This is a genomic window from Pedococcus ginsenosidimutans (genome assembly GCF_039544395.1).
Taxonomy (GTDB): domain Bacteria; phylum Actinomycetota; class Actinomycetes; order Actinomycetales; family Dermatophilaceae; genus Pedococcus; species Pedococcus ginsenosidimutans.
Map to the genome: position 1 here is coordinate 312,972 of NZ_BAABLO010000011.1, position 22,318 is coordinate 335,289.

The 22,318-nt window shown below is 71.5% G+C and carries 18 protein-coding genes; 10 read left to right on the plus strand and 8 right to left on the minus strand.

Annotation, left to right across the window (positions count from 1 at the left end):
- The first annotated feature begins 6 nt into the window (after positions 1-6).
- Both ABEA42_RS12445 and ABEA42_RS12450 read left to right on the plus strand, forming a co-directional pair.
- On the plus strand, positions 7-1,302 hold the full coding sequence (locus ABEA42_RS12445; protein ID WP_345503728.1) for a D-alanyl-D-alanine carboxypeptidase family protein: 1,296 nt from the start codon (positions 7-9) through the stop codon (positions 1,300-1,302).
- Positions 1,303-1,327: 25 nt separating this feature from the next.
- Positions 1,328-2,269, plus strand: coding sequence for a DUF389 domain-containing protein (locus ABEA42_RS12450; RefSeq protein ID WP_345503730.1), 942 nt, complete (start codon positions 1,328-1,330; stop codon positions 2,267-2,269).
- 52 nt (positions 2,270-2,321) lie between these two features.
- Here the strand turns inward: ABEA42_RS12450 and ABEA42_RS12455 are convergent, their stop codons facing one another.
- The 7 genes from ABEA42_RS12455 to ABEA42_RS12485 all read right to left on the minus strand — a co-directional run bounded on the left by ABEA42_RS12455 (position 2,322) and on the right by ABEA42_RS12485 (position 10,385).
- Complete coding sequence (locus ABEA42_RS12455; RefSeq protein ID WP_345503732.1) at positions 2,322-3,401, minus strand: YihY/virulence factor BrkB family protein; 1,080 nt, start codon at positions 3,399-3,401, stop codon at positions 2,322-2,324.
- A gap of 3 nt (positions 3,402-3,404) precedes the next feature.
- A complete protein-coding gene (locus tag ABEA42_RS12460) occupies positions 3,405-3,917 on the minus strand; it encodes a 2'-5' RNA ligase family protein (RefSeq protein ID WP_345503734.1) in 513 nt (170 codons plus the stop codon).
- Between the two features lie 9 nt (positions 3,918-3,926).
- Positions 3,927-4,958 (minus strand): tryptophan--tRNA ligase, encoded by a 1,032-nt coding sequence (trpS, locus tag ABEA42_RS12465; protein WP_345503735.1) that lies wholly within the window; start codon positions 4,956-4,958, stop codon positions 3,927-3,929.
- A 4-nt stretch (positions 4,959-4,962) separates the two neighbouring features.
- On the minus strand, positions 4,963-7,182 hold the full coding sequence (locus tag ABEA42_RS12470) for an alpha-galactosidase (protein WP_345503736.1): 2,220 nt from the start codon (positions 7,180-7,182) through the stop codon (positions 4,963-4,965).
- Positions 7,179-8,087: a carbohydrate ABC transporter permease gene (locus tag ABEA42_RS12475; protein WP_345503737.1), complete on the minus strand. Its 909-nt coding sequence runs from the start codon at positions 8,085-8,087 to the stop codon at positions 7,179-7,181. Before ABEA42_RS12475 ends, ABEA42_RS12470 begins: the two co-directional genes overlap by 4 nt.
- Entirely contained in the window at positions 8,084-8,977 is an 894-nt protein-coding gene (locus ABEA42_RS12480) for a carbohydrate ABC transporter permease (protein WP_345503738.1), read from the minus strand. Before ABEA42_RS12480 ends, ABEA42_RS12475 begins: the two co-directional genes overlap by 4 nt.
- Positions 8,978-9,038: 61 nt before the next feature.
- On the minus strand, positions 9,039-10,385 hold the full coding sequence (locus tag ABEA42_RS12485) for an ABC transporter substrate-binding protein (protein ID WP_345503739.1): 1,347 nt from the start codon (positions 10,383-10,385) through the stop codon (positions 9,039-9,041).
- A gap of 363 nt (positions 10,386-10,748) precedes the next feature.
- On the opposite strand from ABEA42_RS12485, the gene ABEA42_RS12490 reads away from it, so the two are divergent.
- The 5 genes from ABEA42_RS12490 to ABEA42_RS12510 are packed head-to-tail and all read left to right on the plus strand — an operon-like array spanning position 10,749 to position 16,286.
- Positions 10,749-12,734: a beta-galactosidase gene (locus ABEA42_RS12490; protein WP_345503740.1), complete on the plus strand. Its 1,986-nt coding sequence runs from the start codon at positions 10,749-10,751 to the stop codon at positions 12,732-12,734.
- Positions 12,734-13,546, plus strand: coding sequence for a DeoR/GlpR family DNA-binding transcription regulator (locus ABEA42_RS12495; RefSeq protein WP_345503741.1), 813 nt, complete (start codon positions 12,734-12,736; stop codon positions 13,544-13,546). The genes ABEA42_RS12490 and ABEA42_RS12495 overlap by 1 nt, the downstream gene beginning before the upstream one ends.
- Positions 13,543-14,658 carry a galactose-1-phosphate uridylyltransferase gene (gene galT / locus ABEA42_RS12500; RefSeq protein ID WP_345503742.1) on the plus strand — a complete coding sequence of 372 codons (1,116 nt, stop codon included), beginning with the start codon at positions 13,543-13,545 and terminating at the stop codon, positions 14,656-14,658. Before ABEA42_RS12495 ends, galT begins: the two co-directional genes overlap by 4 nt.
- Positions 14,655-15,818, plus strand: coding sequence for a galactokinase (gene galK / locus ABEA42_RS12505; protein WP_345503743.1), 1,164 nt, complete (start codon positions 14,655-14,657; stop codon positions 15,816-15,818). The genes galT and galK overlap by 4 nt, the downstream gene beginning before the upstream one ends.
- 57 nt (positions 15,819-15,875) lie before the next feature.
- Positions 15,876-16,286 (plus strand): YunG family protein, encoded by a 411-nt coding sequence (locus ABEA42_RS12510; protein ID WP_345503744.1) that lies wholly within the window; start codon positions 15,876-15,878, stop codon positions 16,284-16,286.
- On the opposite strand, the gene ABEA42_RS12515 is transcribed toward ABEA42_RS12510, so the two are convergent.
- Positions 16,256-17,074, minus strand: coding sequence for an exodeoxyribonuclease III (locus ABEA42_RS12515; protein ID WP_345503745.1), 819 nt, complete (start codon positions 17,072-17,074; stop codon positions 16,256-16,258). The two genes, ABEA42_RS12510 and ABEA42_RS12515, sit on opposite strands and share 31 nt — an antisense overlap.
- Before the next feature lie 100 nt (positions 17,075-17,174).
- On the opposite strand from ABEA42_RS12515, the gene ABEA42_RS12520 reads away from it, so the two are divergent.
- The 3 genes from ABEA42_RS12520 to ABEA42_RS12530 all read left to right on the plus strand — a co-directional run bounded on the left by ABEA42_RS12520 (position 17,175) and on the right by ABEA42_RS12530 (position 22,304).
- A complete protein-coding gene (locus ABEA42_RS12520; protein ID WP_345503746.1) occupies positions 17,175-18,731 on the plus strand; it encodes a S10 family peptidase in 1,557 nt (518 codons plus the stop codon).
- A gap of 473 nt (positions 18,732-19,204) precedes the next feature.
- Positions 19,205-19,996, plus strand: coding sequence for an aquaporin Z (aqpZ, locus tag ABEA42_RS12525; RefSeq protein ID WP_345503747.1), 792 nt, complete (start codon positions 19,205-19,207; stop codon positions 19,994-19,996).
- A gap of 91 nt (positions 19,997-20,087) precedes the next feature.
- Complete coding sequence (locus ABEA42_RS12530) at positions 20,088-22,304, plus strand: NADP-dependent isocitrate dehydrogenase (RefSeq protein ID WP_345504458.1); 2,217 nt, start codon at positions 20,088-20,090, stop codon at positions 22,302-22,304.
- Positions 22,305-22,318 lie beyond the last annotated feature (14 nt).

The following is a 22,318-nucleotide window of genomic DNA, read 5'->3' on the forward strand; positions in this document are numbered from 1 at the left end:
CTGCGCGTGCTCCGACGACGTACCCAGGCCGCCGCTGCCAGCCTCGTGCTGGCGGTCGGCGGCGTCGTCGTGCTCGGGCCCGGGGCGCAGGCGGCAGGCCCGGCGGTCGCGCCGGGCGTCGTGCCGGTCGCTGCTGCGCCCGCCGTGGTCACCGCGGCCAAGCCGAAGCCCACTCCCCTGCCGGTCCCGCGCGACACGGTCCGGCCCGAGCTGGCCATCGGTGGCCCACGGCTCGCCTCGACCGGGCTGGTCACCGACCTGCCGCCCGGCGTACCGCGCCCCCCTGCCCTGCGTGACGTCTCCTGGCTGCTCGCCGACCTCGACACCGGCCAGGTCATCGCGGCGAAGGCACCCCACGCCCGCCTGCGACCGGCGAGCACGCTGAAGACCCTGACGGCGCTGACGCTCATCCCCAGGGTGTCGCCGGACCGGGTGGTCGTGGCGACCCAGGCCGACGCGAATGCCGACGGCACGAGGGTCGGCATCGTGCCCGGGCTCGGCTACACGGGCCGCCAGCTGTTCCAGGCCCTGCTCATGTCGTCCGGCAACGACGCCGCGTACGCACTCGCCGCAGCAGCCGGCGGCCGGAAGGCCACGGTCGACGCCATGAACGCCGAGGCCGCCCAGCTCGGCGCCCACGACACCGTCGCCGTGGACCCCTCTGGCCTCGACGCGCCGGGGCAGACCTCCAGCGCCTACGACCTGGCCCTGATCGGGCGGGCGGCCCTGCAGCTGCAGGACTTCCGCCAGTACGTCACCACCAAGCAGGCGCCGTTCCCCGGCCGGCGCGACCCCAGGACGCACAAGCGGTACTCCTACGTCATCAACAACCACAACAAGCTGCTCTACAACTACCCGGGCACGATCGGGGTCAAGAACGGCTACACCGTGGCAGCGCACCGGACCTACATCTCGGCGGTCACGCGCGGCGGGAAGACCTACCTGCTCACCGAGATGTACGGGTTGGACTCCTCGTGGCGGCCCCAGGCCGCGATGTACGACTGGGCGTTCAGGTACGGCGCCAAGGCCCGGCCCGTGGGCACGCTCGTCGCCCCCGGCACCGTCACGACCCCGCCCACGTCGACGCCCTCGCCCGGGGCGCGGATCGGGGCAGGCGCTCCCGCGGCGCCGGGAGCAAGCCCGTCGCCTGCGACGGCGGCTGCTGCGGCCCTGCCCGGCATCGGGTTGGCCTCGCGCGACAAGGCGCCCTGGCTCGGGGTCGGGGTGCTGGTGGCGATCGCGATGCTCCTGCTGGTGCTGGGGTCCAGGGCGACCGCCCGGCGCCGCGCAGCCCGCCACTGAGGCCGGCCACCGCTAGGGTCGCTGCGTGCTCCACCTGCGCCTGGCCGTCCCCGCCGACCTGTCCGCCGAGGTCCTCGAACTGCTCGAGCCCAGCCGCTCCGTGTGCAACCTCGCCATCACCCGCGGCGGCAGCCTCAAACCGGCCGGCGACCTCGTGGAGGCCGACGTGGCCCGCGAGGCCACCGACGGGCTCCTCAAGGAGCTGGCCGCGCTGGGGCTGCACGACCGCGGCGGCATCACCATCCTCGCCGTGGAGGCGTCGCCGTCGCGCAACGCCGTCGACGCCGAGAAGCACGCGCCGGGTGCCCCGGACGACGCCGTGGTGTGGGACGCAGTGCTCGACAGCGCCGAGGGGCAGTCGCACGGTTCCTGGTCCTACTACGCCTTCCTGTGCCTGGCCACGCTGATCGCCTCGGTGGCCGTGGTGACCGACTCGGCGATCCTCGTGGTCGGCGCGATGGTGGTGGGGCCGGAGTTCAGCGCCGTGGCATCCCTGGCCGTAGGGCTGGCCCTGGGACGGCGACAGCTCGCCGCCCGAGCGCTCGGGCTCCTGGTGCGCGGCTTCGCCATCGCGATCGCGCTCACCACCCTGCTCGCGCTAGTCGCCGTGGCAGCGGGATGGTTCGACGCGTCGACGGTCGCGTCGCCGCGGCCGCTGACCGGGTTCATCTGGCGACCGGACCGCTGGTCGCTCGTCGTGGCCGTGCTGGCCGGCGCGGCCGGCGTCCTGTCGACCACGGCGGGTCGCAGCAACGCCCTGGTCGGCGTCTTCATCTCCGTCACCACCGTGCCGGCGGCCGGCGACTTCTCCGTCGCCCTGGCGTCGGGGGCGTGGAGCCAGCTCGGCGGTGCCGCCGCGCAGCTCGGCCTCAACATCGTCGGCATGACCGTGGCCGGTGTGCTCACGCTGCTGCTCCAGCGGGCCCTCTGGGACCGGCTGCGGCGCCGTACGGCCGTGGCTGCCTGACCGCCCGCCGGTGGCGGCACCCGTCCGCCTCGTGGCGGTACGGAGCGGGGCGTCAGCCCCGGCGGACCAGGCGGCGCAGGCCGCCCGCGAGCGAGCCCACCGCCACGGCACCCACGGCCCCGAGCACTGCACCGGCCGCGACGGAGGTGCGGTCGGCAGCGCGCTGGCCGAACGTCGGCAGCCCGGCGTCGGTGCGGTCGCGGATGCTGTCCAGGGGCTCGGGCGCCGGTCCCTCCACGAGCTTGTCCTTCTGCGCCTCGGTGATGCGACCAGCGGCCTGCGCGTCGGCGTCGTTGGCGGCCCAGGCCGCGGCGACGAGCATCACCCGGGAGATCAGGTTGAGCCACACGAGCAGGCCGACGACGACGGCGATCGAGGCGAACAGGGGGTTGCCGGTCGTGCCGGCGACGAGCCGCGACCCGCCGACCTTGAGGACGGTGAGGGCCACGCCCCCGAAGACCGACCCGGCGCGCAGGGCGGTCCACGGCATCGGGACCCCGCTGAGCACCCTCAGCATCAGCGCCATGAGCCCGGTGTCGAGCACGACGCCGATGACGAACCCGACGACACCCACGACCCAGGACTGCGACCCCAGTCCGACGAGCTCGGCGACCTTGGCGGCCACGCCGCCGGCCGCGACGGTCACGGCTGCCGACACCACGACACCGATCCCCAGCACCAGCATGACCCCGAGGTCGCGGAGCTTGAGCATCACGGCGTTCCCGGGCTGGCCCGGCGCATCGAAGATCGCCCGGATCCCGTCACGCAGGGCCCCGAGCCAGCCGAGGCCGGCCAGCACGAGGCCGCCGACGCCGATGATGCCGGTGATGGTCAGCGCGTTCTTCTGCGGGATGGTGATCGGGATGACGCCCTTGCCCGTGCGCTCGTTCTTCACGAACCCTGGCAGCGTCTGGTCGACGTACTGGCGCACCTCGGTCAGCAGCTCGGGGCGGTCGCGCAGGACGATGCCGCAGATGGTGAAGGCGAGCGCGACGGCGGGGAAGATCGAGAAGAAGGCGAAGTAGCCGACGCCGCCGGCGAGGACGTTGCCGCGGTGGTCGCCGTAGCGCTTCCAGGCCTGCCACGCGTGGGTGGTCTGGAGGCGGGCCCACCACCTCTTGAGGGTCTGCACGCCTCAGCCGCCGAGGGTGAAGGAGCGGACGGGGCGCCACACGCCGTCGTCGCCGTGCTCGTAGAGGTGGAACTCGTCCACCTCGAAGGCGCACTCGAAGTCGGACAGCTCGGTGAACGCCTGGTCGAGGTTGGGCTCCGGCACGTGGTGGGCCACGGTCACGTGCGGGTGGTAGTAGAAGTCGAGGGGGCGGTCGAGCGGCCCCTGCCGCACCTCCTTCTCCAGCAGCTCGCAGTCGGCGATGCCACCGGACACCTGCACGAAGACCACGGGTGAGGTGGGCCGGAAGGTGCCCGTGCCCCGCAGCACCATCGGGAAGGGGCGGCCCTGGGCCGCGACCTCCTCCAGGTGCTTCACCGCCGCCTCGAGCTCCTCCTCGGCCACCTCGGTCGGCGGGAGCAGCGTGACGTGGGTCGGGATGCACTCCGCGAGGGGGTCGCCGAACGACGCACGCTTGGCCTGGAGCATCTCCGCATGGGGCGAGGGGATCGCGATCGAGACGCCGATGGTGGGCACGTTTCGACCCTATCGAAGACTGGGGAGCAGGCCCACGCGGTCGCGCACCCGGGCCATCGTCGCCTGCGCGACCTCCCGCGCCCGCGACGCCCCGTCGGCGAGGATGCGGTCGAGCTCGGCGGGGTCGGCGAGCAGCTCGGACATCCGCTGCTGGAACGGCGTGAGCGCCTCGACGACGACGTCCGCGACCTCCTTCTTGAGGTCGCCGTAGCCGCGCCCGGCGAAGGACGCGGCGACGTCCTCGACCGGGGTGCCCGAGAGCACCGAGTGGATGACGAGCAGGTTGGACACCCCGGCCTTGGTGTCGGGGTCGTAGCGGACCTCGGCCTCGGTGTCGGTCACCGCGGACCGGATGTTCTTGGCGATCCTCGCGGGGTCCTCCATGAGGTCGATGAGGCCCTTGGGCGACGACCCCGTCTTGCTCATCTTCGACGTCGGGTCCTGCAGGTCCATGATCTTCGCCGCGCCCTTGACGATGTAGGGCTCGGGCACGACGAGGGCCTCACCGAAGCGGTGGTTGAAGCGCTCGGCCAGGTCGCGGGTGATCTCGAGGTGCTGGCGCTGGTCCTCCCCCACGGGCACGTAGGCCGCGTCGTACATGAGGATGTCGGCCGCCATGAGCATGGGGTAGGTGAGCAGGCCGACGTTGGCGTTCTGCCCCTTGGCGACCTTGTCCTTGAACTGGGTCATGCGCCGGGCCTCGCCGTCGGCGGTGAGGCAGTTCATCACCCAGCCGAGCTCGGCGTGCTCGGTGACGTGGCTCTGGCAGAAGACGGCCGAGCGCTTGGGGTCGACCCCGCCTGCGAGGAACTGGGCGGCCGTGACCCGGGTGCGGTGGCGCAGCACGGCAGGGTCCGTCGGCACGGTGAGGGCGTGCAGGTCAGCCACGAAGTAGTAGGCGTCGAAGGTGTCCTGCAGCGCCACCCAGTTGACCAGCGCCCCGAGGTAGTTGCCGAGGTGCAGGGAGTCGCTGGTGGGCTGCATGCCGGACAGGATCCGGGGCAGCACCGCGGGGGCGGGCGTGGCAGACATGCCCGCCATTGTGTCAGGTGAGGTGGAGCAGGAGACCTTGGGCAGGGGCGAGCACCGGCATGGGCAGGCCGACCTGGCCGAGCAGCGCCCCGCTCACCCGGACACCGTCCTCGAGCGCCTCGTCCCACCACCGGGGGCCGCGCTTCTGCACGGTCGCGGGCAGCCCGGCCTGCGACCGGACGCGCACCGTGTAGGTGCGTGCGGGGTCCAGCCCCGGGAAGGCCACCAGGCCCGGTACGGCGGCGGCGCCCGTGTGGGTCTGCAGGACGGTGTATGCCGCCTGCGCGCGGTCCGCGGCCACCGTGCCGGTCACGAGCAGCCCCTGCTCCTCGGGGAGGTCGGCGCGCACGAGGTCGCCGGTGTGCAGCAGCGGTCGGAGCTCACGGTAGAGCGAGGACCAGGCGCGGAGGGAGTCGAGCTCCTCGGGGGTGCACGTCTCGATGTCCCACTCCAGCCCCGCGTGGCCCTGCAGCGCGACGAGCATCCGGAAGGACAGGTCGAGGGTGCGGTGGGTGGTGTGCGCGGTCGGCGGGCCGATGTGGGTGCCCATGAGCTCGGCCGGCACGAGCAGCGACGTCCACCGCTGGATCGAGGCGCGCTCGAGCGCGTCGTTGCAGTCGCTGGTCCAGATGCGGTCGGTGCGGGCCAGGACGCCGAGGTCGACCCGGCCACCACCGCTCGCGCACGACTCGATCTCGAGGCCGGGGTGCGCGGCGCGGAGGCGGTCGAGCAGCGCGTAGAAGGCGGTGGTCTGCTCGTGCACCGCGGGCCGGTCGACCCCGCGGGCGTCGGAGCGGACCGCCTCGTGCAGGTCGCGGTTGTGGTCCCACTTGACGAAGTCGACGCCCAGCTCGCCCACGAGGGCGCTGATCTGGCCCTCGACGTGGGCGGCGGCCTCGGGGTTGGCCAGGTCGAGGACGTGCTGCTGACGGGAGGGGCGCGGCAGGCCGGAGCGGGGGCCGAGCACCCAGTCGGGATGGGCCCGGACGAGGTCGGAGTCGACGTTGACCATCTCGGGCTCGAACCACAGCCCGAACTCCATGCCCAGGCTCTTGACGTGCTCCACCAGCGGCTGCAGGCCACGGGGCCACGCGTCGGTCGACACGACCCAGTCGCCGAGCCCGCTGCTGTCGTCGCGCCGGCTCCCGAACCAGCCGTCGTCGAGGACGAAGCGCTCGACGCCGATGGAGGCCGCCGTGTTGGCGAGCGCGGTGAGCCGGTCGAGGTCGTGGTCGAAGTAGACGGCCTCCCAGGTGTTGAGCACGACGGGCCGCGGGGTGTTGCTGTGCACGGCGCTCGCGCGCTGGCTGCGGTGCAGTCGTCGCGAGAGGCCGTCGAGGCCCTCGACCGAGTGCAGGAAGACGACATCGGGAGCCGTGTAGGTCTCACCCGGCGCGAGGCGGACCTCGCCGGCCTCGAGGAGCTCGCCCCCACCGAGCACGGCGGCGTGGACGCCCGCCCCCTCGGGGAGCCTCTCGACGAGGTGCTCGTGGTTGCCGCTCCACGCGACGTGGACCGACCACACCTCGCCGGCTCGGAAGCCGAAACCCTCGGTGCCGACGGTGAGCAGCAGGGTGGCGTCGTGACCGGTCCGTCCGCGCCGCGACGCCCGCAGGTGGGTGCCGTCGCGCAGGCGGGAGCGCTGCGGCGCCCGCTCGCGGCACCAGCGCCCGGTGAGGTCGAGCACCTCGGTGGCGCGCGTCGGCAGCGGCAGCACCGCACGCAGCGCCCCGAGGTCGAGGGTGGTCGCGTCGTCGGCGGCCCCGGACGAGGCCGCCCCGCCCGTGTCCGCCCCGTCCGTGTCCGCGGAGGGCCCGCGGTTCGTCACCGACTGGCTCACGCGCAGTACGCCGTACTCGTCGAGCGCGTGGCGCAGGACCAGCTCCGTCGCCCCGGACACGGCCGTGGTCACGACCTCACGGTCTCCGGGCTGGGTCGTCGTGGCCACCCAGCGTGGCGCCGCCGCACCGCCGGCGCGGTGGGCGGCATACGCGGGGGTACCGAGCCAGCCGTCACCGCCCGTGGGCAGGACGGTGAGCGGCCACGGGTCGTCGAGGGCGTTGTGCGGCACCGGTCCGGGCAGGAGCCCGGGCAGCTCCGCGACGGTCTCGTCGGGCAGGTCGGCACCCCAGTGGAGCACCTTCGGCAGACCCTCCTCGGGGACTTCCAGGACCAGGCACGTGCCGGCGGACCGGAGGGTCACCGTCGAGGGGGCGGCGGAGGTGGAGGTCATCCCTTGGTGGCTCCCAGCGTCAGGCCGGCGACGAACTGCTTCTGCAGGAGGAAGAAGACGATGAGCGTCGGCAGGGCGATGACCACGGAGCCGGCCGCGACGAGGTTGTTGTCGGTGAAGAACTGGCCACGCAGGTTGTTCAGCGAGCTCGTGATGGGGAACTTGTCGCCGGACTGGAGCAGCACGGTCGCCCAGAAGAACTCGTTGTAGATCCAGGTGACCTCTAGGGTGGCGAGGGCCGCGAGGGCGGGCCGGCACAGCGGCAGCGTCAGCTGGAAGAACTGGCGCAGCACCCCGGCACCGTCGACGACGGCCGACTCGTAGAGCTCGCGCGGCAGGGCCTTCATGTAGTTGGAGAGGACGAAGGTGCAGAACCCGGTCTGGAAGGCCACGTTGACGGCGATCAGGCCCCAGAAGCTGTCCAGGAGGGTGCCGGAGTCGCTGAACCAGAACGGGACCTGAATGGCCCGGAACATCCGGTAGACCGGGATGAGCAGCGACTGCGGGGGCAGCAGGTTGGCCGCGGTGAAGAGCCCGAGGAGCGCGAGGTTGAAGCGGAAGGAGAACCGCGCCACGACGAATGCCACGCAACAGGACAGGAACAGCGTCAGCAGCACCGCCGGCACCGTGACGATGGCCGAGTTGATGAAGTGCCGCGTGAAGTCGCCTTGCTGCCAGGCGTTCTTGTAGTTGTCGAGGGTGAAGCCACCCCAGGAGACGTAGCCGTGCTTGGCCGTGTAGGCGTAGTCGCGCAGCGAGCTGATGAGTGCCAGCGCCAGCGGGAAGAGCCACATCAGCGACACCACCGTGAGGAACAGCGGCACTCCCCAGCGGTTCCCCGAGGACCCCGACTTCTGCTTGGGAGCGCTATCGAGGATCTTGGTGGTGGCGGTCGTTGTGGTCATGAGTCCTCCCGCATGATGATGCGCAGCTGGATGGCGATGAAGACCGACGAGATGAGCAGCATGATCGTCGCCAGTGCCGAGCCGAACCCGATCCTGCTCGCCTCGCCGATGACGTTCTGGACGACGAGGGCACCGATGAGTTCGAGGCCGTTGCGTCCCTTGTTGATCACCCAGACGAGGTCGAACGCGCGAAGCGCCTCGATCACGGTGACGACGAGGACGATCATGTTGATCGGCCGCATCACGGGGAAGATGATCCGGAAGAAGATGGAGCGCTCGCTGGCGCCGTCGACGCGCGCCGCCTCCCGCAGGCTGGGGTCCACGCCCTTCAGGCCGGCCAGGTAGAGCAGCATGATGTAGCCGGCGTGCCGCCATATCTGCGCGACGAGCACGGCCCAGAGGTTCACGCTGGAGTCGCCGTACCAGTCGGTCGTGCCGCCGGTCGCGGCGTTGAGGATGCCCTGGTCGCGGCTGTAGACGAGTTGCCAGATGAAGCCCACGAGCGCGGTGGACAGCACCACGGGCATGTAGAGCGAGGTCTGGTAGAAGCGGCTGCCGCGGACGCCCTTGTCGATGAGGACCGCGAGGAACATGCCGAACGGCGTCGCGATGAGGAAGAGGACCGCGAACCAGATCAGGTTGTGCTGCACCGCCGGCCAGAACGGCGGGTAGATGGTGAAGACGTCGTGGTAGTTCTTCAGGCCGATCGTCTTCACCTCGGAGATCGGGCCGATACCGTCCCAATTGGTGAAGGACAGCAGCACCGACGCGACGGCCGGGAGCCACACCAGGGCGACCACGATCAGGGTCGGGATGACGACCATGAGCGAGACCGTGAGCCGATCTCTTCCCGAGAGCTGGTCGATCCCTTTGTACTTGCGTCTCGCCACGAGAACCTCCTCGGTAGGGGCGAGCTGGTCCGGGCGGGCGGTGCCCGCCCGGACCACTTGCTCAGGAGGCGAAGATGCTCTTCTTCTGGTTCTCGATGCTGTTGCAGAGCCCGTCGATGTCCTTGGGGTTCTTCAGGAAGGACTGGATGGCCGGGATCATCACCGTGGACGCGAAGTCGGGGCGGGTGTCGCGGTCCATGAACTGGGCGATCGACTTGGCCTGCGAGACGAACTCCACCGACTTCTTCTGGAGGGCGGTGTACGAGGCCTTGTCGGCCTTGTCGTTCGTCGCGATGACGCTCGGGTCGGCCTTGACGACGATGTTCTGGGCATCCGCCGAGCCGACGTAGCCGAGGAGCTTCTTGGCGGCGGCCTCGTTCTTCGGGCGCTTGGCCATCATGTAGCCGTCGATGGGCGCCTCGATGGCGTCCGCGCCGATGGTGGAGTCGATCTCCGGGAAGTTGAAGAACGTCAGGTCCTCCTGCTCGGCGCCCTTGCTGAACTGCTGGGCGACGAACGACCCGAGCAGGTAAGTGCCGGCCTTCTTCTGCTGGAGCGCCTGGGCGGCCTCCTGCCAGGTGCGGCCGAGGGCGTCGGGCTGGTGCAGGTCGAGCAGCCCGGCCCAGGTGTCGAAGACCTTCTTGACCTTGTCGCCGTTCCAGGCCTCCTTGCCGGCCATGAGGTCGACGTGGAACTGGTAGCCGTTGACGCGCAGGTTGAGCTGGTCGAACGTGCCCATCGCGGGCCAGCCGTCCTTGTCGCCGAAGGCGATCGGGACCAGGCCGTCCTTCTTCATCTGGGTGCCGAGGGTCTTGAACTCGTCGAGGGTCTTCGGCTCGGAGTAGCCGAACTTCTCGAAGACGCTCTTGCGGTAGAACATCGCCCACGGGTAGTAGGTCGAGGGGACGAAGTACTGCTTGCCGTCGTCACCGGTCGACGCCTTCTTGAGCGCGTCGGACATCCCGTCGAGGTTCTTCCACACGTCGGAGATGTCACCGGCGAGGCCCTTGCTGGCGAAGAACCGCATGCGGTAGCCGGAGAACCACATCCACACGTCGTCCGGGGAGCCCTGGAGGTAGTTGTTGATGTTCTCCTGGAACGTGTTGTGGTCGATCGTGTTGATCTTGGTGGTGATCCCCGAGTTGGCCTTGTGGAAGGCGTCCATGACGGCCTGGATGGCAGCCTTCGGCACGGCGTCGGACTGGTTGGAGCCGACGGTCACGGTGCCGCTGGCGGAGCCGGTGGACGAGGAGCCCCCGCTGCCACCACAGGCGGCCAGGAGCGAGGGGGCGGCGAGCAGGGTGCCGGCGCCGAGGGCGCCGCGCAGGAGGGTCCGACGGCTGACACCGCGGACGGAGGCGGGGACGAGGCTGGCGAGGTACTCGGCCTCAGAGGTCGGGCGGGTCATTTCGAGTCTCCTTTGACACGGTTGCACCGGCGCGATGGCTGACTCCGTCATCCGACAGATTCGATCAAAAACCATCAACAAGTTCCGAGGATGGCGCTGCCAACCAGCACCTGTCAAGGGCTTGCCCATCACGAAATAGCCGCGCGCGTCATACACCGCGGCCGGGCCACCCGATCAACCCTCCTGGCTGCGAATTCGGCTCAACCGCGCCGTAAGTCCGCAAGAACCAATGGGTGCACAACGGACACCGCCGACCTCACCGAGGGCGGCGTTACGGTGACGTGGGAAAGGTCTTCCGCGGACCCGGGACCCGGTGTTTGTTTTTGTTGACATCACACCGGATCCGGGACGAGACTGTCCGGCATGCGTTCATGGCCGAACCGTCGGGTCGCCCTTGGTGGCGACTACAACCCCGAGCAGTGGCCGCGCGAGGTCTGGTCCGAGGACATGGAGCTCATGCGCGAGGCCGGGGTCTCGTTCGTCACCCTCGGCGTCTTCTCCTGGTCGTGGCTGGAGCCCGCGAAGGGCGAGTACGACTTCGCCTGGCTCGACGACATCATGGAGCTGCTCCACGCGAACGACATCGCGGTGGACCTCGCGACGGCGACGGCGACCCCTCCCCCGTGGCTGTCGCAGGCCCACCCCGAGATCCTCCCGGTCGACCACGAGGGCCACACGCTCTGGCCGGGCAGCCGCCAGGCCTGGTGCCCGAGCTCCCCGGTGTACCGCGACTACGCCCTCGCCCTGACGACCCAGCTGGCCCAGCGCTACCACGACCACCCGGCACTGGCGATGTGGCACGTCTCCAACGAGTACGCGTGCCACAACATCCCCTGCTACTGCGACACCTGCGCCGCCGGCTTCCGCGTGTGGCTGCAGCGGCGCCACGAGACGCTGGAGCGGCTCAACGACGCGTGGGGCACCGCGTTCTGGAGCCAGCGCTACACCGACTGGGAGCAGGTCCTGCCTCCCCGGCTGACGACGACCTTCGCCAACCCGACCCACGTGCTGGACTACAAGCGGTTCCAGTCCGACACCCTGCTGGACTTCTACCGCAGCGAGAAGGCGGTGCTCACCGAGCTCTCCCCCGGTGTCCCCGTGACGACGAACTTCATGACCCTCGCGCACTTCGACCACCTCGACTACCACCAGTGGGCTGCCGAGCAGGACGTCGTCAGCACGGACCACTACGTCGTGGCGACCCTCGAGGACCCTCAGGCGGAGCTGGCGTTCAGCGGTGACCTCACCCGCGGGCTCGCAGGCGGGCGACCGTGGATGCTGATGGAGCACTCGACCAGCGCGGTCAACTGGCAGCCCGTGAACCCGGCCAAGGTCCCCGGTGGCACCCTGCGCGACAGCCTCGCGCACGTGGCCCGCGGCGCGGACACCCTCGGCTTCTTCCAGTGGCGCCAGTCCCGCTCGGGCTCGGAGAAGTTCCACTCCGCCCTGGTCCCCCACGCGGGGCGCGACAGCGCGCGGTTCCGGGAGGTCGTGGAGCTCGGCCGGGTGGCGAAGCGGCTCGGTGAGGTGCTCGGCTCCCGCGTGGAGGCCGACGTCGCGATCCTCTGGGACTACCAGGCGCAGTGGGCGGCCTCGGGGCCGGCCATGCCGTCCAGCGCCCTTGGCTACGCCAGGACGCCGCACGCGGTCCACCGCCGGCTCCGTGAGCGGGGCATCACCGCCGACGTCGTGCACCCGAGCGCGGACCTGACCGCGTACAAGGTCGTCGTCGTCCCTACCCTCTACCTCGTGAGCGACGAGCACGCCTCCGCCGTGGCCGCCGCCGCCGAGGCCGGCGCCCAGGTGCTGGTGACCTTCTTCTCCGGGATCAGCGACGAGGACGACCACGTGCGCCTGGGTGGCTACCCCGGAGCCTTCCGCGACCTGCTCGGCGTCCGCGTCGAGGAGTTCTTCCCCCTGCTCGCCGGCGACGAGGTCGCCCTCGAGGGCGGCACCGGGCGGCTCTGGTCGGAGGACGTGACGGCCCTCGACGCGCAGGTGCTCCAGCGCTACACCTCCGGCCCGCTCACCGGCCGGCCCGCCGTGACCCGGCGGGCCACCGGACGCGGCGCCGCGTGGTACCTCAGCACGCTGCTCGACGACGCCTCGCTCGGGGCGCTGCTCGAGCAGGTGACCTCGGCAGCCGGCGTCTCGCCGGTCGTGGAGGTCCCCGCGGGTGTCGAGGCGGTCCGCCGCCGCGGCGCGGACGGCTCCTGGGTCTTCCTCGTCAACGACACCGACACCGAGCAGCACGTCCCGGTCACCGGCCACGACCTCGTCGGCGACCGCGAGTTCACCACGACCACCGGTCTCGCACCCGGCGCCGTCGCGGTGGTCAGGGAGGCCTAGTGCTCGCCAGCCAGCGTCGCGCGACCATCCTCGGCCTCGTCGAGGACAGCGGCGCCGTGCGGGTGTCCGAGCTCGTGGAGCAGCTCGGGGTCTCGGACATGACCGTGCGACGGGACATCGAGCAGCTCGCCACCGAAGGACTCGTCGAGCGGGTCCACGGCGGGGCGCTCGCCGTCGGGGGCCGCTCGAGCGAGGAGCCGGGCTTCACCGCCAAGTCGGCCCTCATGCAGGCCCAGAAGAACTCCATCGCCATGGCCGCCGCCCAGCTCGTCGAGCCCGGAGCGGCCATCGGCATCTCCGCGGGGACGACGACCTACGAGTTCGCCCGCGCGGTGCGCACGGTGCCCGACCTCACCGTCGTCACCAACTCGGTGCCCGTCGCCCAGCTGCTCCACGAGTCCGGCGCCCCGGGGCAGACGGTGGTGCTCACCGGCGGGATCCGCACCCCGTCCGACGCCCTCGTCGGCCCCGTCGCGGTCGCTGCGCTGCGCATGCTCCACGTCGACCGCCTCTTCCTCGGCGTGCACGGCATGGACGCCCGCGCCGGGCTCACCACCCCCAACCTCGTCGAGGCGGAGACCAACCAGGCCCTCGTCGAGACGGCCCGCCAGGTGTGCGTCCTCGCCGACCACAGCAAGTGGGGCACGGTCGGGCTCAGCACCATCATCCCGCTGGCGTCGGTCGACCTCCTGGTCACCGACCCGGGCCTCGGCCCGCGCGCCCAGCAGGCACTCACGGACGCCGGGGTCGAGGTCGTCCTCGCAGCCCCCACGACGGCCCGGACTGCCAGGAACCAGAGGAGCCAGGCATGAGGCTGCGACGCACCAGCCGGCGGCTCGCCGACGGCCGCGAGATCATCTACTTCGACGACACCCCGGGCGCGCCCGAGCGCACCGCGGAGGACACCCGCCCGCTCGGCGAACGGGCAGCGTCCGGCGAGATCCGCTTCGACGCCCTCGTCGGTGATTGGGTCGCCGTCGCCGGTCACCGCAGCAACCGGACCTTCCTGCCGCCCAAGGACGAGTGCCCCCTGTGCCCCACCGGCACGGGGAGCGTGCCCTCGGAGGTGCCGGAGTCGACGTACGACGTCGTGGTCTTCGAGAACCGCTTCCCCTCCTATGCGCCCGTCTCAGCCCACACCCCCGGCGAGCTGCGTATCGGCGACCTCATCCAGAGCCGGCCCGCGCTGGGCCGCTGCGAGGTCGTCTGCTTCACCAGCGACCACGAGTCGACGTTCGCCGACCTGACGCCGGAGCGGGCCCGCACGGTCATCGACGCCTGGGCCGACCGGACGGCCGAGCTCGGGGCCGTGCCCGAGGTGCAGCAGGTGTTCTGCTTCGAGAACCGGGGCCAGGAGATCGGCGTCACCCTGCACCACCCGCACGGCCAGATCTACGCCTACCCCTACCTGCCCGACCGCAGCGGCTCGATCCTGGCGCAGGCCACCGAGCACCACGCCCGCACCGGGCGGCTGCTCGGGGCCGACATCCTCGCCGCCGAGCTGCACGCCAAGGAGCGGGTGGTCATCGACACCGAGCACTGGACCGCCTACGTCCCGTATGCAGCCCGCTGGCCGGTGGAGGTGCACCTCGCCCCCCGCCGCGACGTGCCGGACCTCGTCGCCCTCACCGACGACGAGCGCGACGACCTCGCCCGGGTCTACCTCGACCTGCTCGGGCGCCTCGACCGCTACTACGTGACCAAGGACGGGTCGCCCATCCGGCTGCCGTACATCGCCGGCTGGCACCAGGCCCCGGCGAAGCAGGGCCGCGACGTCTCGCGGCTGCACCTGCAGGTGATGTCGGTGCTGCGCTCGCCCAAGAAGCTCAAGTACCTCGCGGGCTCGGAGTCCGGGGTCGGTGGCTGGGTGAACGACATCCCGCCGGAGCGCATCGCCGCACGCCTGCGCGAGGTCGCCCAGTGACGGCACAGCGCGCGGCAGAGCTCTTCCGCGAGACGTTCGGCGAGGAGCCGGACGGGGTGTGGTCGGCGCCGGGGCGGGTCAACCTCATCGGCGAGCACACCGACTACAACGGCGGCCTCTGCCTGCCCATCGCCCTGCCCCACCGCACGTGGGCAGCCCTGCGCCGCCGCGACGACCGTCGCCTGCGCATGGTGTCGGCCCAGGGCGACGGGCTCGTCGAGACCACCCTCGACGAGGTCGGTCCCGGCGCTCCCGGGGGCTGGGCCGCCTACGTCGCGGGCGTGCCGTGGGCCCTGGCCGCGGCGGGTCACGAGGTGACCGGGTTCGACGTCGCCGTCGACGGCGGGGTGCCGCTCGGGGCGGGCCTGTCGAGCTCGGCCGCGCTCGAGTGCGCCGTCGCCGCGGCGGTCAGCGACACCACCGGGCTCGGGCTGCTGGACTCGCCCGCGGGACGGACGGCCCTCGCGGCCGCCTGCGTGGAGGCCGAGAACACCGTGGCCCAGGCGCCCACCGGGGGCATGGACCAGTCGGCGGCGCTGCTGGCGACGGCCGGCCACGCGCTCCTGCTCGACTGCCGCGACTCCACGACCGAGCAGGTGCCCTTCGACCTCGACGCCCACGGGCTGGCGCTGCTCGTCGTCGACACCCGGGCCGAGCACTCCCTCGTCGACGGGCAGTACGCCGAGCGCCGCGACTCGTGCGAGCAGGCGGCCCGCGAGCTCGGCGTGCAGACGCTGCGCGAGGTCCCCCTCGACGGCCTCGACGCCGCGCTGGCGTCACTGTCCGGTGACCTGCTCCGGCGGCGCGCACGGCACGTCGTCACCGAGATCGCTCGGGTCGAGAAGGCACGGGAGGCGTTGCGCGCCGACGACTTCCAGCGCCTCGGCGAGCTCTTCCTCGAGTCGCACGCCTCGATGCGCGACGACTTCGAGATCTCCGTCCCCGAGCTCGACACCGCCGTCACCGCGGCCACCGCTGCCGGGGCGCTCGGCGCCAGGATGACCGGCGGCGGCTTCGGCGGGTCGGCGATCGCGCTCGTCCGCCGCGAGGACGCCGACGCCGCGCAGGCCGCCGTCGAGAAGGCCTTCGCCGAGCAGGGCTTCACCGCGCCCGCGTGCTTCGTCGTCGCCGCCTCCGGGCCGGCTGCCCGCGACCTCTGACCGCGGCTGGGGGCGGCTGGGGGCGGCACTGTCAGGGGCTGCTGGGAGGGTCCGGCCATGACGATGACGCCTGAGGACCTGCTGCCCCACTTCCGGGCGGCCTGGGGACCCGACACCTGCTACCCCGACAGCCGGGAGGAGTGGACCCCACGCAACCCGTCGCGCGACCATTGCGGCATGACGGCCCTGGTCGTCCAGGACGTGCTGGGAGGCGACCTGGTGCTCGCCGAGGTCCACGTGGACGGGGTCAAGGTCGGCCACCACTACTGGAACCGGCTTCCCGACGGGTCCGACGTCGACCTCACCGGAGACCAGTTCCTGCCGCAGGAGGAGGTCGTGGGCGGCACGGTGGTCATCCGGCCACCGGAGGGCCCGCGTCGCCACCGGGAGCAGTACGAGCTCCTGCGCCGCCGCGTCCTGGACTCCCTCGCCCTCGCTCAGACGGTGACGTCGAACCCCAGGTCGTAGTCGACCGTGACGGCGGCGTGGTCCGACCATCGCTGGTCGTACGCCGCCGCGCGGCCCACCGAGGCTCGGACCGCACGGTCCGCGAGCGGGCGGCTCGCGAGCTGGTAGTCGATCCGCCATCCCGCGTCGTTGTCGAAGGCCTTCCCGCGCCACGACCACCAAGTGTACGGGCCGGGCCCCGGTCCGTGGAGGGAACGGTGCACGTCGGCCCACTCGCCGTCGGTGAACCACCGGTCGAAGTAGGCCCGCTCGACCGCGAGGAAACCCGACTTCTTGAGGTTGCCCTTCCAGTTCTTGAGGTCGTGCTCGGCGTGGGCGACGTTGAGGTCGCCGGTGACCACGGCGAGCGCGCCGTCCGCCGTCCACCGCCGCAGCCGCGCGTCCACGGCGTCGAGGAAGCGCAGCTTCTCCTCCTGGCGTGGCGTGCCGGCCTCCCCGGTGTGCACGTAGGTGGACACGACCGTCACGGTTCCCGCGGGGGTCGCGAGGTCGACCTCGACCCAGCGGCCTGCCCCGTCGAACTCCTCCGGCCCCACGGACGTGCCGACGCGCAGGTGCGGGTCCCGCGACACCACCGCGACCCCGGCCCGACCCTTGGCCGCCGCCTCGGTGTGCGCCACGTGCCACCCGGCGAAACCGTCGGCGTCAAGCGCTTCGGCGAGCTGGTCGTCGTCGGCCCGGACCTCCTGGAGGCAGAGCACGTCCGCACCCTGCTCGGCCAGCCAGGCCACCCCTCCCCTGCGTGCTGCCGCGCGAATGCCGTTGACGTTGGCCGTGATCAGACGCATCCGGCCATTCTGACGGGCACCCGTCGGGCGGCAGGGACCGGCCCCGCAACGCCGTCCGAAGTCGACCCCCGGAGGCTGCCCGCGCACTAGGGTGGCGCGCATGCCCGAGGACTCCTCCACCCCTCCCTCCGCTGCGCCGTCACCCGGAACCACCCCCGGGACCACCCCCGAGCCCGGTGCGACGGTCACGACGACGACCGACACCCGGACCGTGACGACGACCCCCGCACCGCCGGAGGACGACCTCGTCGAGACGCGCCACACGCTCGCGGTCGGGCGGCGACGGCTTCGCTACACGGCCACGACCGGTCGCGTCGTGCTGCGCGAGGAGGTCTTCGAGGACGGCGCGTTCAAGGGACACCACGCCAAGGCCGAGCTGAGCATGACGTCGTACGTCGTCGACGCCCCGGCGGGGACCCGGCGACCGGTGACCTTCGCGTTCAACGGTGGCCCGGGCTCGAGCTCGGTGTGGCTCCACCTCGGCCTGCTCGGTCCGCGCCGGGTCGACTCCGGTGACGCGGGCGCCCTGACCCCTCCGCCCTACGCGCTGCTCGACAACCCCGAGTCCCTGCTCGCGGTGTCCGACCTGGTCTTCATCGACCCCGTCTCGACCGGCTACTCCCGCGCGGTCGAGGGCGGCAAGCCGCAGGACTACCACGGGTTCACCGCCGACATCGAGAGCGTCGGCGAGCTCATCCGGCTCTGGACGACCCGCAACAACCGCTGGCTGTCGCCCAAGTTCCTCGCCGGTGAGTCCTACGGCACCATCCGCGCCGCAGCCCTGGCCGACCACCTGCAGTCCCGGTACGGCTACTACCTCAACGGCGTCATGCTCATCAGCTCGGTCCTCGACCTCGCCACGGTCGACTTCGAGTTCACCAACGACCGCGCGCACGTCGACTACCTGCCCACCTATGCCGCCACCGCGCACTACCACGGCAGGCACGGGCGCAAGTCGCTGCGGACCGTCCTCGCGGAGGCCGAGGAGTACGCCGCCCGCGACTACCCGTGGGCCCTCTCGCGTGGCCACCGCCTCACCGCGGCCGAGCGCGCCGAGCACGTCACCCGCCTCGCCGCGCTCACCGGCCTGAGCGAGGACTACGTGGACCGGGCCAACCTGCGGATCGAGCACGTGCGGTTCTTCACCGAGCTGCTGCGCGACGAGCGGCTCGCCGTCGGGCGCCTCGACAGCCGCTTCACGGGGCCGCTGGCGAGCGGGACCGCCGAGACGTGGGACGGGGACCCCTCGATGCACGCGATCCTGGGCCCCTACGCCTCGGCCTGGAACCACTACGTCCGTGACGAGCTCGGCTACTCGAGCGACCTCCCCTACACGGTGATCTCCGAGCGCGCGTCCCGCGAGTGGTCGTTCAAGGAGTTCGAGGGCAAGCCCGTCGACGTCTCGGCACAGCTGGCGAAGGCGATGCGGGCCAACCCCCACCTCAAGGTGCACCTGGCCTACGGCTACCACGACGGCGCCACGCCCTACTACGGCGCGGAGGACGTGGTGGCCCACCTCGAGATCCCGGAGTCGCTGCGGTCCAACCTCGAGCACGCCTACTACGAGGCCGGCCACATGATGTACGTCCACGAGCCGTCCCGCGTCCAGCAGAGCCGGGACCTCGCCGACTTCGTCACCCGCGCCAGCGGCCTCTGAGCAACGCCACGAGGGGCGGTGCCGTCGCTGCTGCGACGTCACCGCCCCTCGTGCCCTGCGGGACCGGCCCGGACGAGGCGCCGTGCGCTCCGTCCGGCCCGGACCCACGCACACCCCCATGTGCGGAGCCTGAACTCCAAGTCCATGGCTCCCGAGCTCTCCCCCAAGAAAGCTCAGGAGCCATGAGAGAAAGGTAAAGCGCCAGGTGCGTCTTCACCAGCAGTTGGTAAAGACGGCCAGTGGCACCTGTCGCATTTGGCGCGGTATCCACCCACTCCTCTGTCCCAACGGGGGATGCGCGCCTCGTCCGAACGGATGAGACGGGTGGTCCAGAGCAGCGAGCCGGCCCCCGCGACGCGCCCGAGACTCGGTCGACCAGACCTCCGCGCCGGCCCCTTGCTGGCTCCCGCCACGGCCACCACCATGGACTGACCGGGGGCGACGGGCCTCCCCTCCATCCGCAGGAGACCCTGATGCGCACTCCCCCTCTCACCTCACGACTGGGCGCCGAGGCGCTCGGTACCTTCTGGCTCGTCTTCGGCGGGTGCGGCAGCGCGGTCTTCGCCGCGAAGTTCCTGGCACCCAACGTCGTCGCAGGGCAGAGCATCCAGCTCGGCATCGGGTTCCTCGGCGTCGCACTCGCCTTCGGCCTGACGGTGATGACGATGGCGTACGCCGTGGGCCACGTGTCCGGCGCCCACTTCAACCCCGCGGTGACGCTGGGGGTCGCCGTGGCGAAGCGCTTTCCGTGGCGGGACGTGCCGGCCTACGTCGTGGCCCAGGTCCTCGGCGGCCTGCTGGCCGGGCTCGCGCTCTGGGGAGTCGCCCGCGGTGTCAGCGGCTTCAAGGTCACGGGCAACCTCGCCGCCAACGGCTACGGCGAGCACTCGCCCGGCGGCTACACCCTCGTCGCGGTGCTCGTCGCCGAGGCCATCCTCACCGCCTTCTTCCTCTACATCATCCTCGGCGCCACGGACGAGCGGGCCCCGGTCGGCTTCGCCCCCATCGCGATCGGCCTCGGGCTCACGCTCATCCACCTCATCTCGATCCCGATCAGCAACACCTCGGTCAACCCGGCCCGGTCGACGGCCGTGGCCTTCTTCAACGGCAACGGCGCGCCCGGCCAGCTGTGGGCGTTCTGGGTGGCACCCCTCGTCGGAGCCGCCATCGCCGGGGCCACCTACCACCTCGTCACCGGCATCGACCGCCGCGACGAGGACATCACGGGCATGGTCGACCCCGAGGACCTCCGCCCGGCGACCTGACCCGTCGCGGCGACCGGGCCGTTCGATAGCCTGACCAGTGCCTCGCCCGCACGGTGCGGGCGCCCACGAGCCCAGGGAGCGAGCCGCCGACATGGCCAAGATCATCTACACCCTCACCGACGAGGCGCCCATGCTGGCGACCTACTCCTTCCTCCCGGTGATCGAGGCCTTCGCGTCCACCGCAGGGGTGGAGGTGGAGACCCGCGACATCTCGCTCGGCGGGCGCATCATCGCCGCGTTCGACGACCTGCTGCCCGAGGACCAGCGCGTCGGCGACGCCCTCGGCGAGCTCGGCCAGCTGGCCACCACGCCCGAGGCCAACATCATCAAGCTCCCCAACATCTCGGCCTCCGTGCCGCAGCTCAAGGCCGCCATCGCCGAGCTGCAGGCGCAGGGCTACGCCCTCCCCGCCTACCCCGACGAGCCGCGCACCGACGAGGAGAAGGACGCCCGCGCCCGGTACGACAGCGTCAAGGGCAGCGCCGTGAACCCCGTTCTGCGCGAAGGCAACTCGGACCGCCGCGCCCCCGCCGCGGTGAAGAACTACGCGCGCCGGCACCCCCACTCGATGGGCGCCTGGAGCCCTGACTCCAAGACGCAGGTCGCGACGATGGGCAAGGACGACTTCCGCTCCAACGAGCAGTCGGTCGTCCTCCCGGCAGCCGACACCCTGACCATCCGGCTGGTGACCGACGCGGGCACCACCGTCCTCAAGGACGGCCTCAAGGTGCTCGAGGGCGAGGTCGTCGACGCGACCGTCATGCGCGCCGCGGCCCTCGACGCGTTCCTCGCCGAGCAGGTCGCCCGCGCGAAGGCCGACGGCGTGCTCTTCTCGGTGCACCTCAAGGCCACGATGATGAAGGTCTCGGACCCCATCATCTTCGGCCACGTCGTCCGGGCCTTCCTGCCGGAGGTCTTCTCCCGGTACGGCGCCGAGCTCGCCGCCGCGGGCCTGTCCGCCAACAACGGGCTCGGCTCGATCCTCGACGGGTTGGACGCGCTGCCCGAGGGCACGCGCGAGGAGGTCCGCGCCGCGATCGAGGCCGGGCTGGCCGACGGCCCGAAGCTCGCGATGGTCAACTCCGACAAGGGGATCACCAACCTGCACGTCCCGAGCGACGTGATCGTCGACGCCTCGATGCCGGCCATGATCCGCACCTCCGGCCACATGTGGGGCCCGGACGGCGAGGAGGCCGACACCCTGGCCGTCATCCCCGACAGCTCCTACGCCGGTGTCTACCAGGCGGTCATCGACGACTGCCGCGAGCACGGCGCGTACGACCCCACCACGATGGGCTCGGTGCCGAACGTCGGCCTCATGGCGCAGAAGGCCGAGGAGTACGGCAGCCACGACAAGACCTTCGAGATCTCCGAGGCCGGTCGTGTGGAGGTCGTCAACAGCGCCGGCGACGTGCTGATGTCGCACGACGTCCAGCCCGGCGACATCTGGCGCGCCTGCCAGACCAAGGACGCCCCGATCCGCGACTGGGTCAAGCTCGCGGTGACCCGCGCCCGCGCCTCGAAGACCCCGGCGGTGTTCTGGCTCGACAGCGAGCGCGCCCACGACCGCAACCTCATCGCCAAGGTCGAGACCTACCTCGCCGAGCACGACACCGAGGGCCTCGACCTCCAGGTGCTCTCGCCCGTCGAGGCGGCCAAGCTGTCGGTCGAGCGCATCCGCAAGGGTGAGGACACCATCTCGGTGACCGGCAACGTGCTCCGCGACTACAACACCGACCTCTTCCCGATCCTCGAGCTCGGCACCAGCGCCAAGATGCTGTCGGTCGTGCCGCTCATGAACGGCGGCGGGCTGTTCGAGACCGGGGCCGGTGGCTCGGCGCCCAAGCACGTGCAGCAGCTGGTGCAGGAGAACTACCTGCGCTGGGACAGCCTCGGCGAGTTCCTCGCCCTCGCCGAGAGCCTGCGCCACATGGCCACCACGACCGACAACGCGCGGGCAGCCCTGCTGGGCGAGACGCTCGACAAGGCCACCGAGCGGCTGCTCAACGAGAACAAGGGACCGGCCCGCAAGGTCGGCCAGATCGACAACCGCGGCAGCCACTTCTACCTCGCCCTCTTCTGGGCCCACGAGCTGGCGCAGCAGACGCAGGACGCTGCCCTGGCCGAGGCCTTCCGGCAGGTGTCCCAGACGCTCACCGAGCAGGAGGACACCATCAACGGCGAGCTGCTCGGCGTGCAGGGCCACCCGGCCGACATCGGCGGCTACTACCGTCCCGACGAGGCCAAGGCCTCGGCCGTGATGCGTCCGTCGAAGACGTTCAACGAGGCGCTGGCAGCGCTGCGCTGAGCCACGCCGCACCG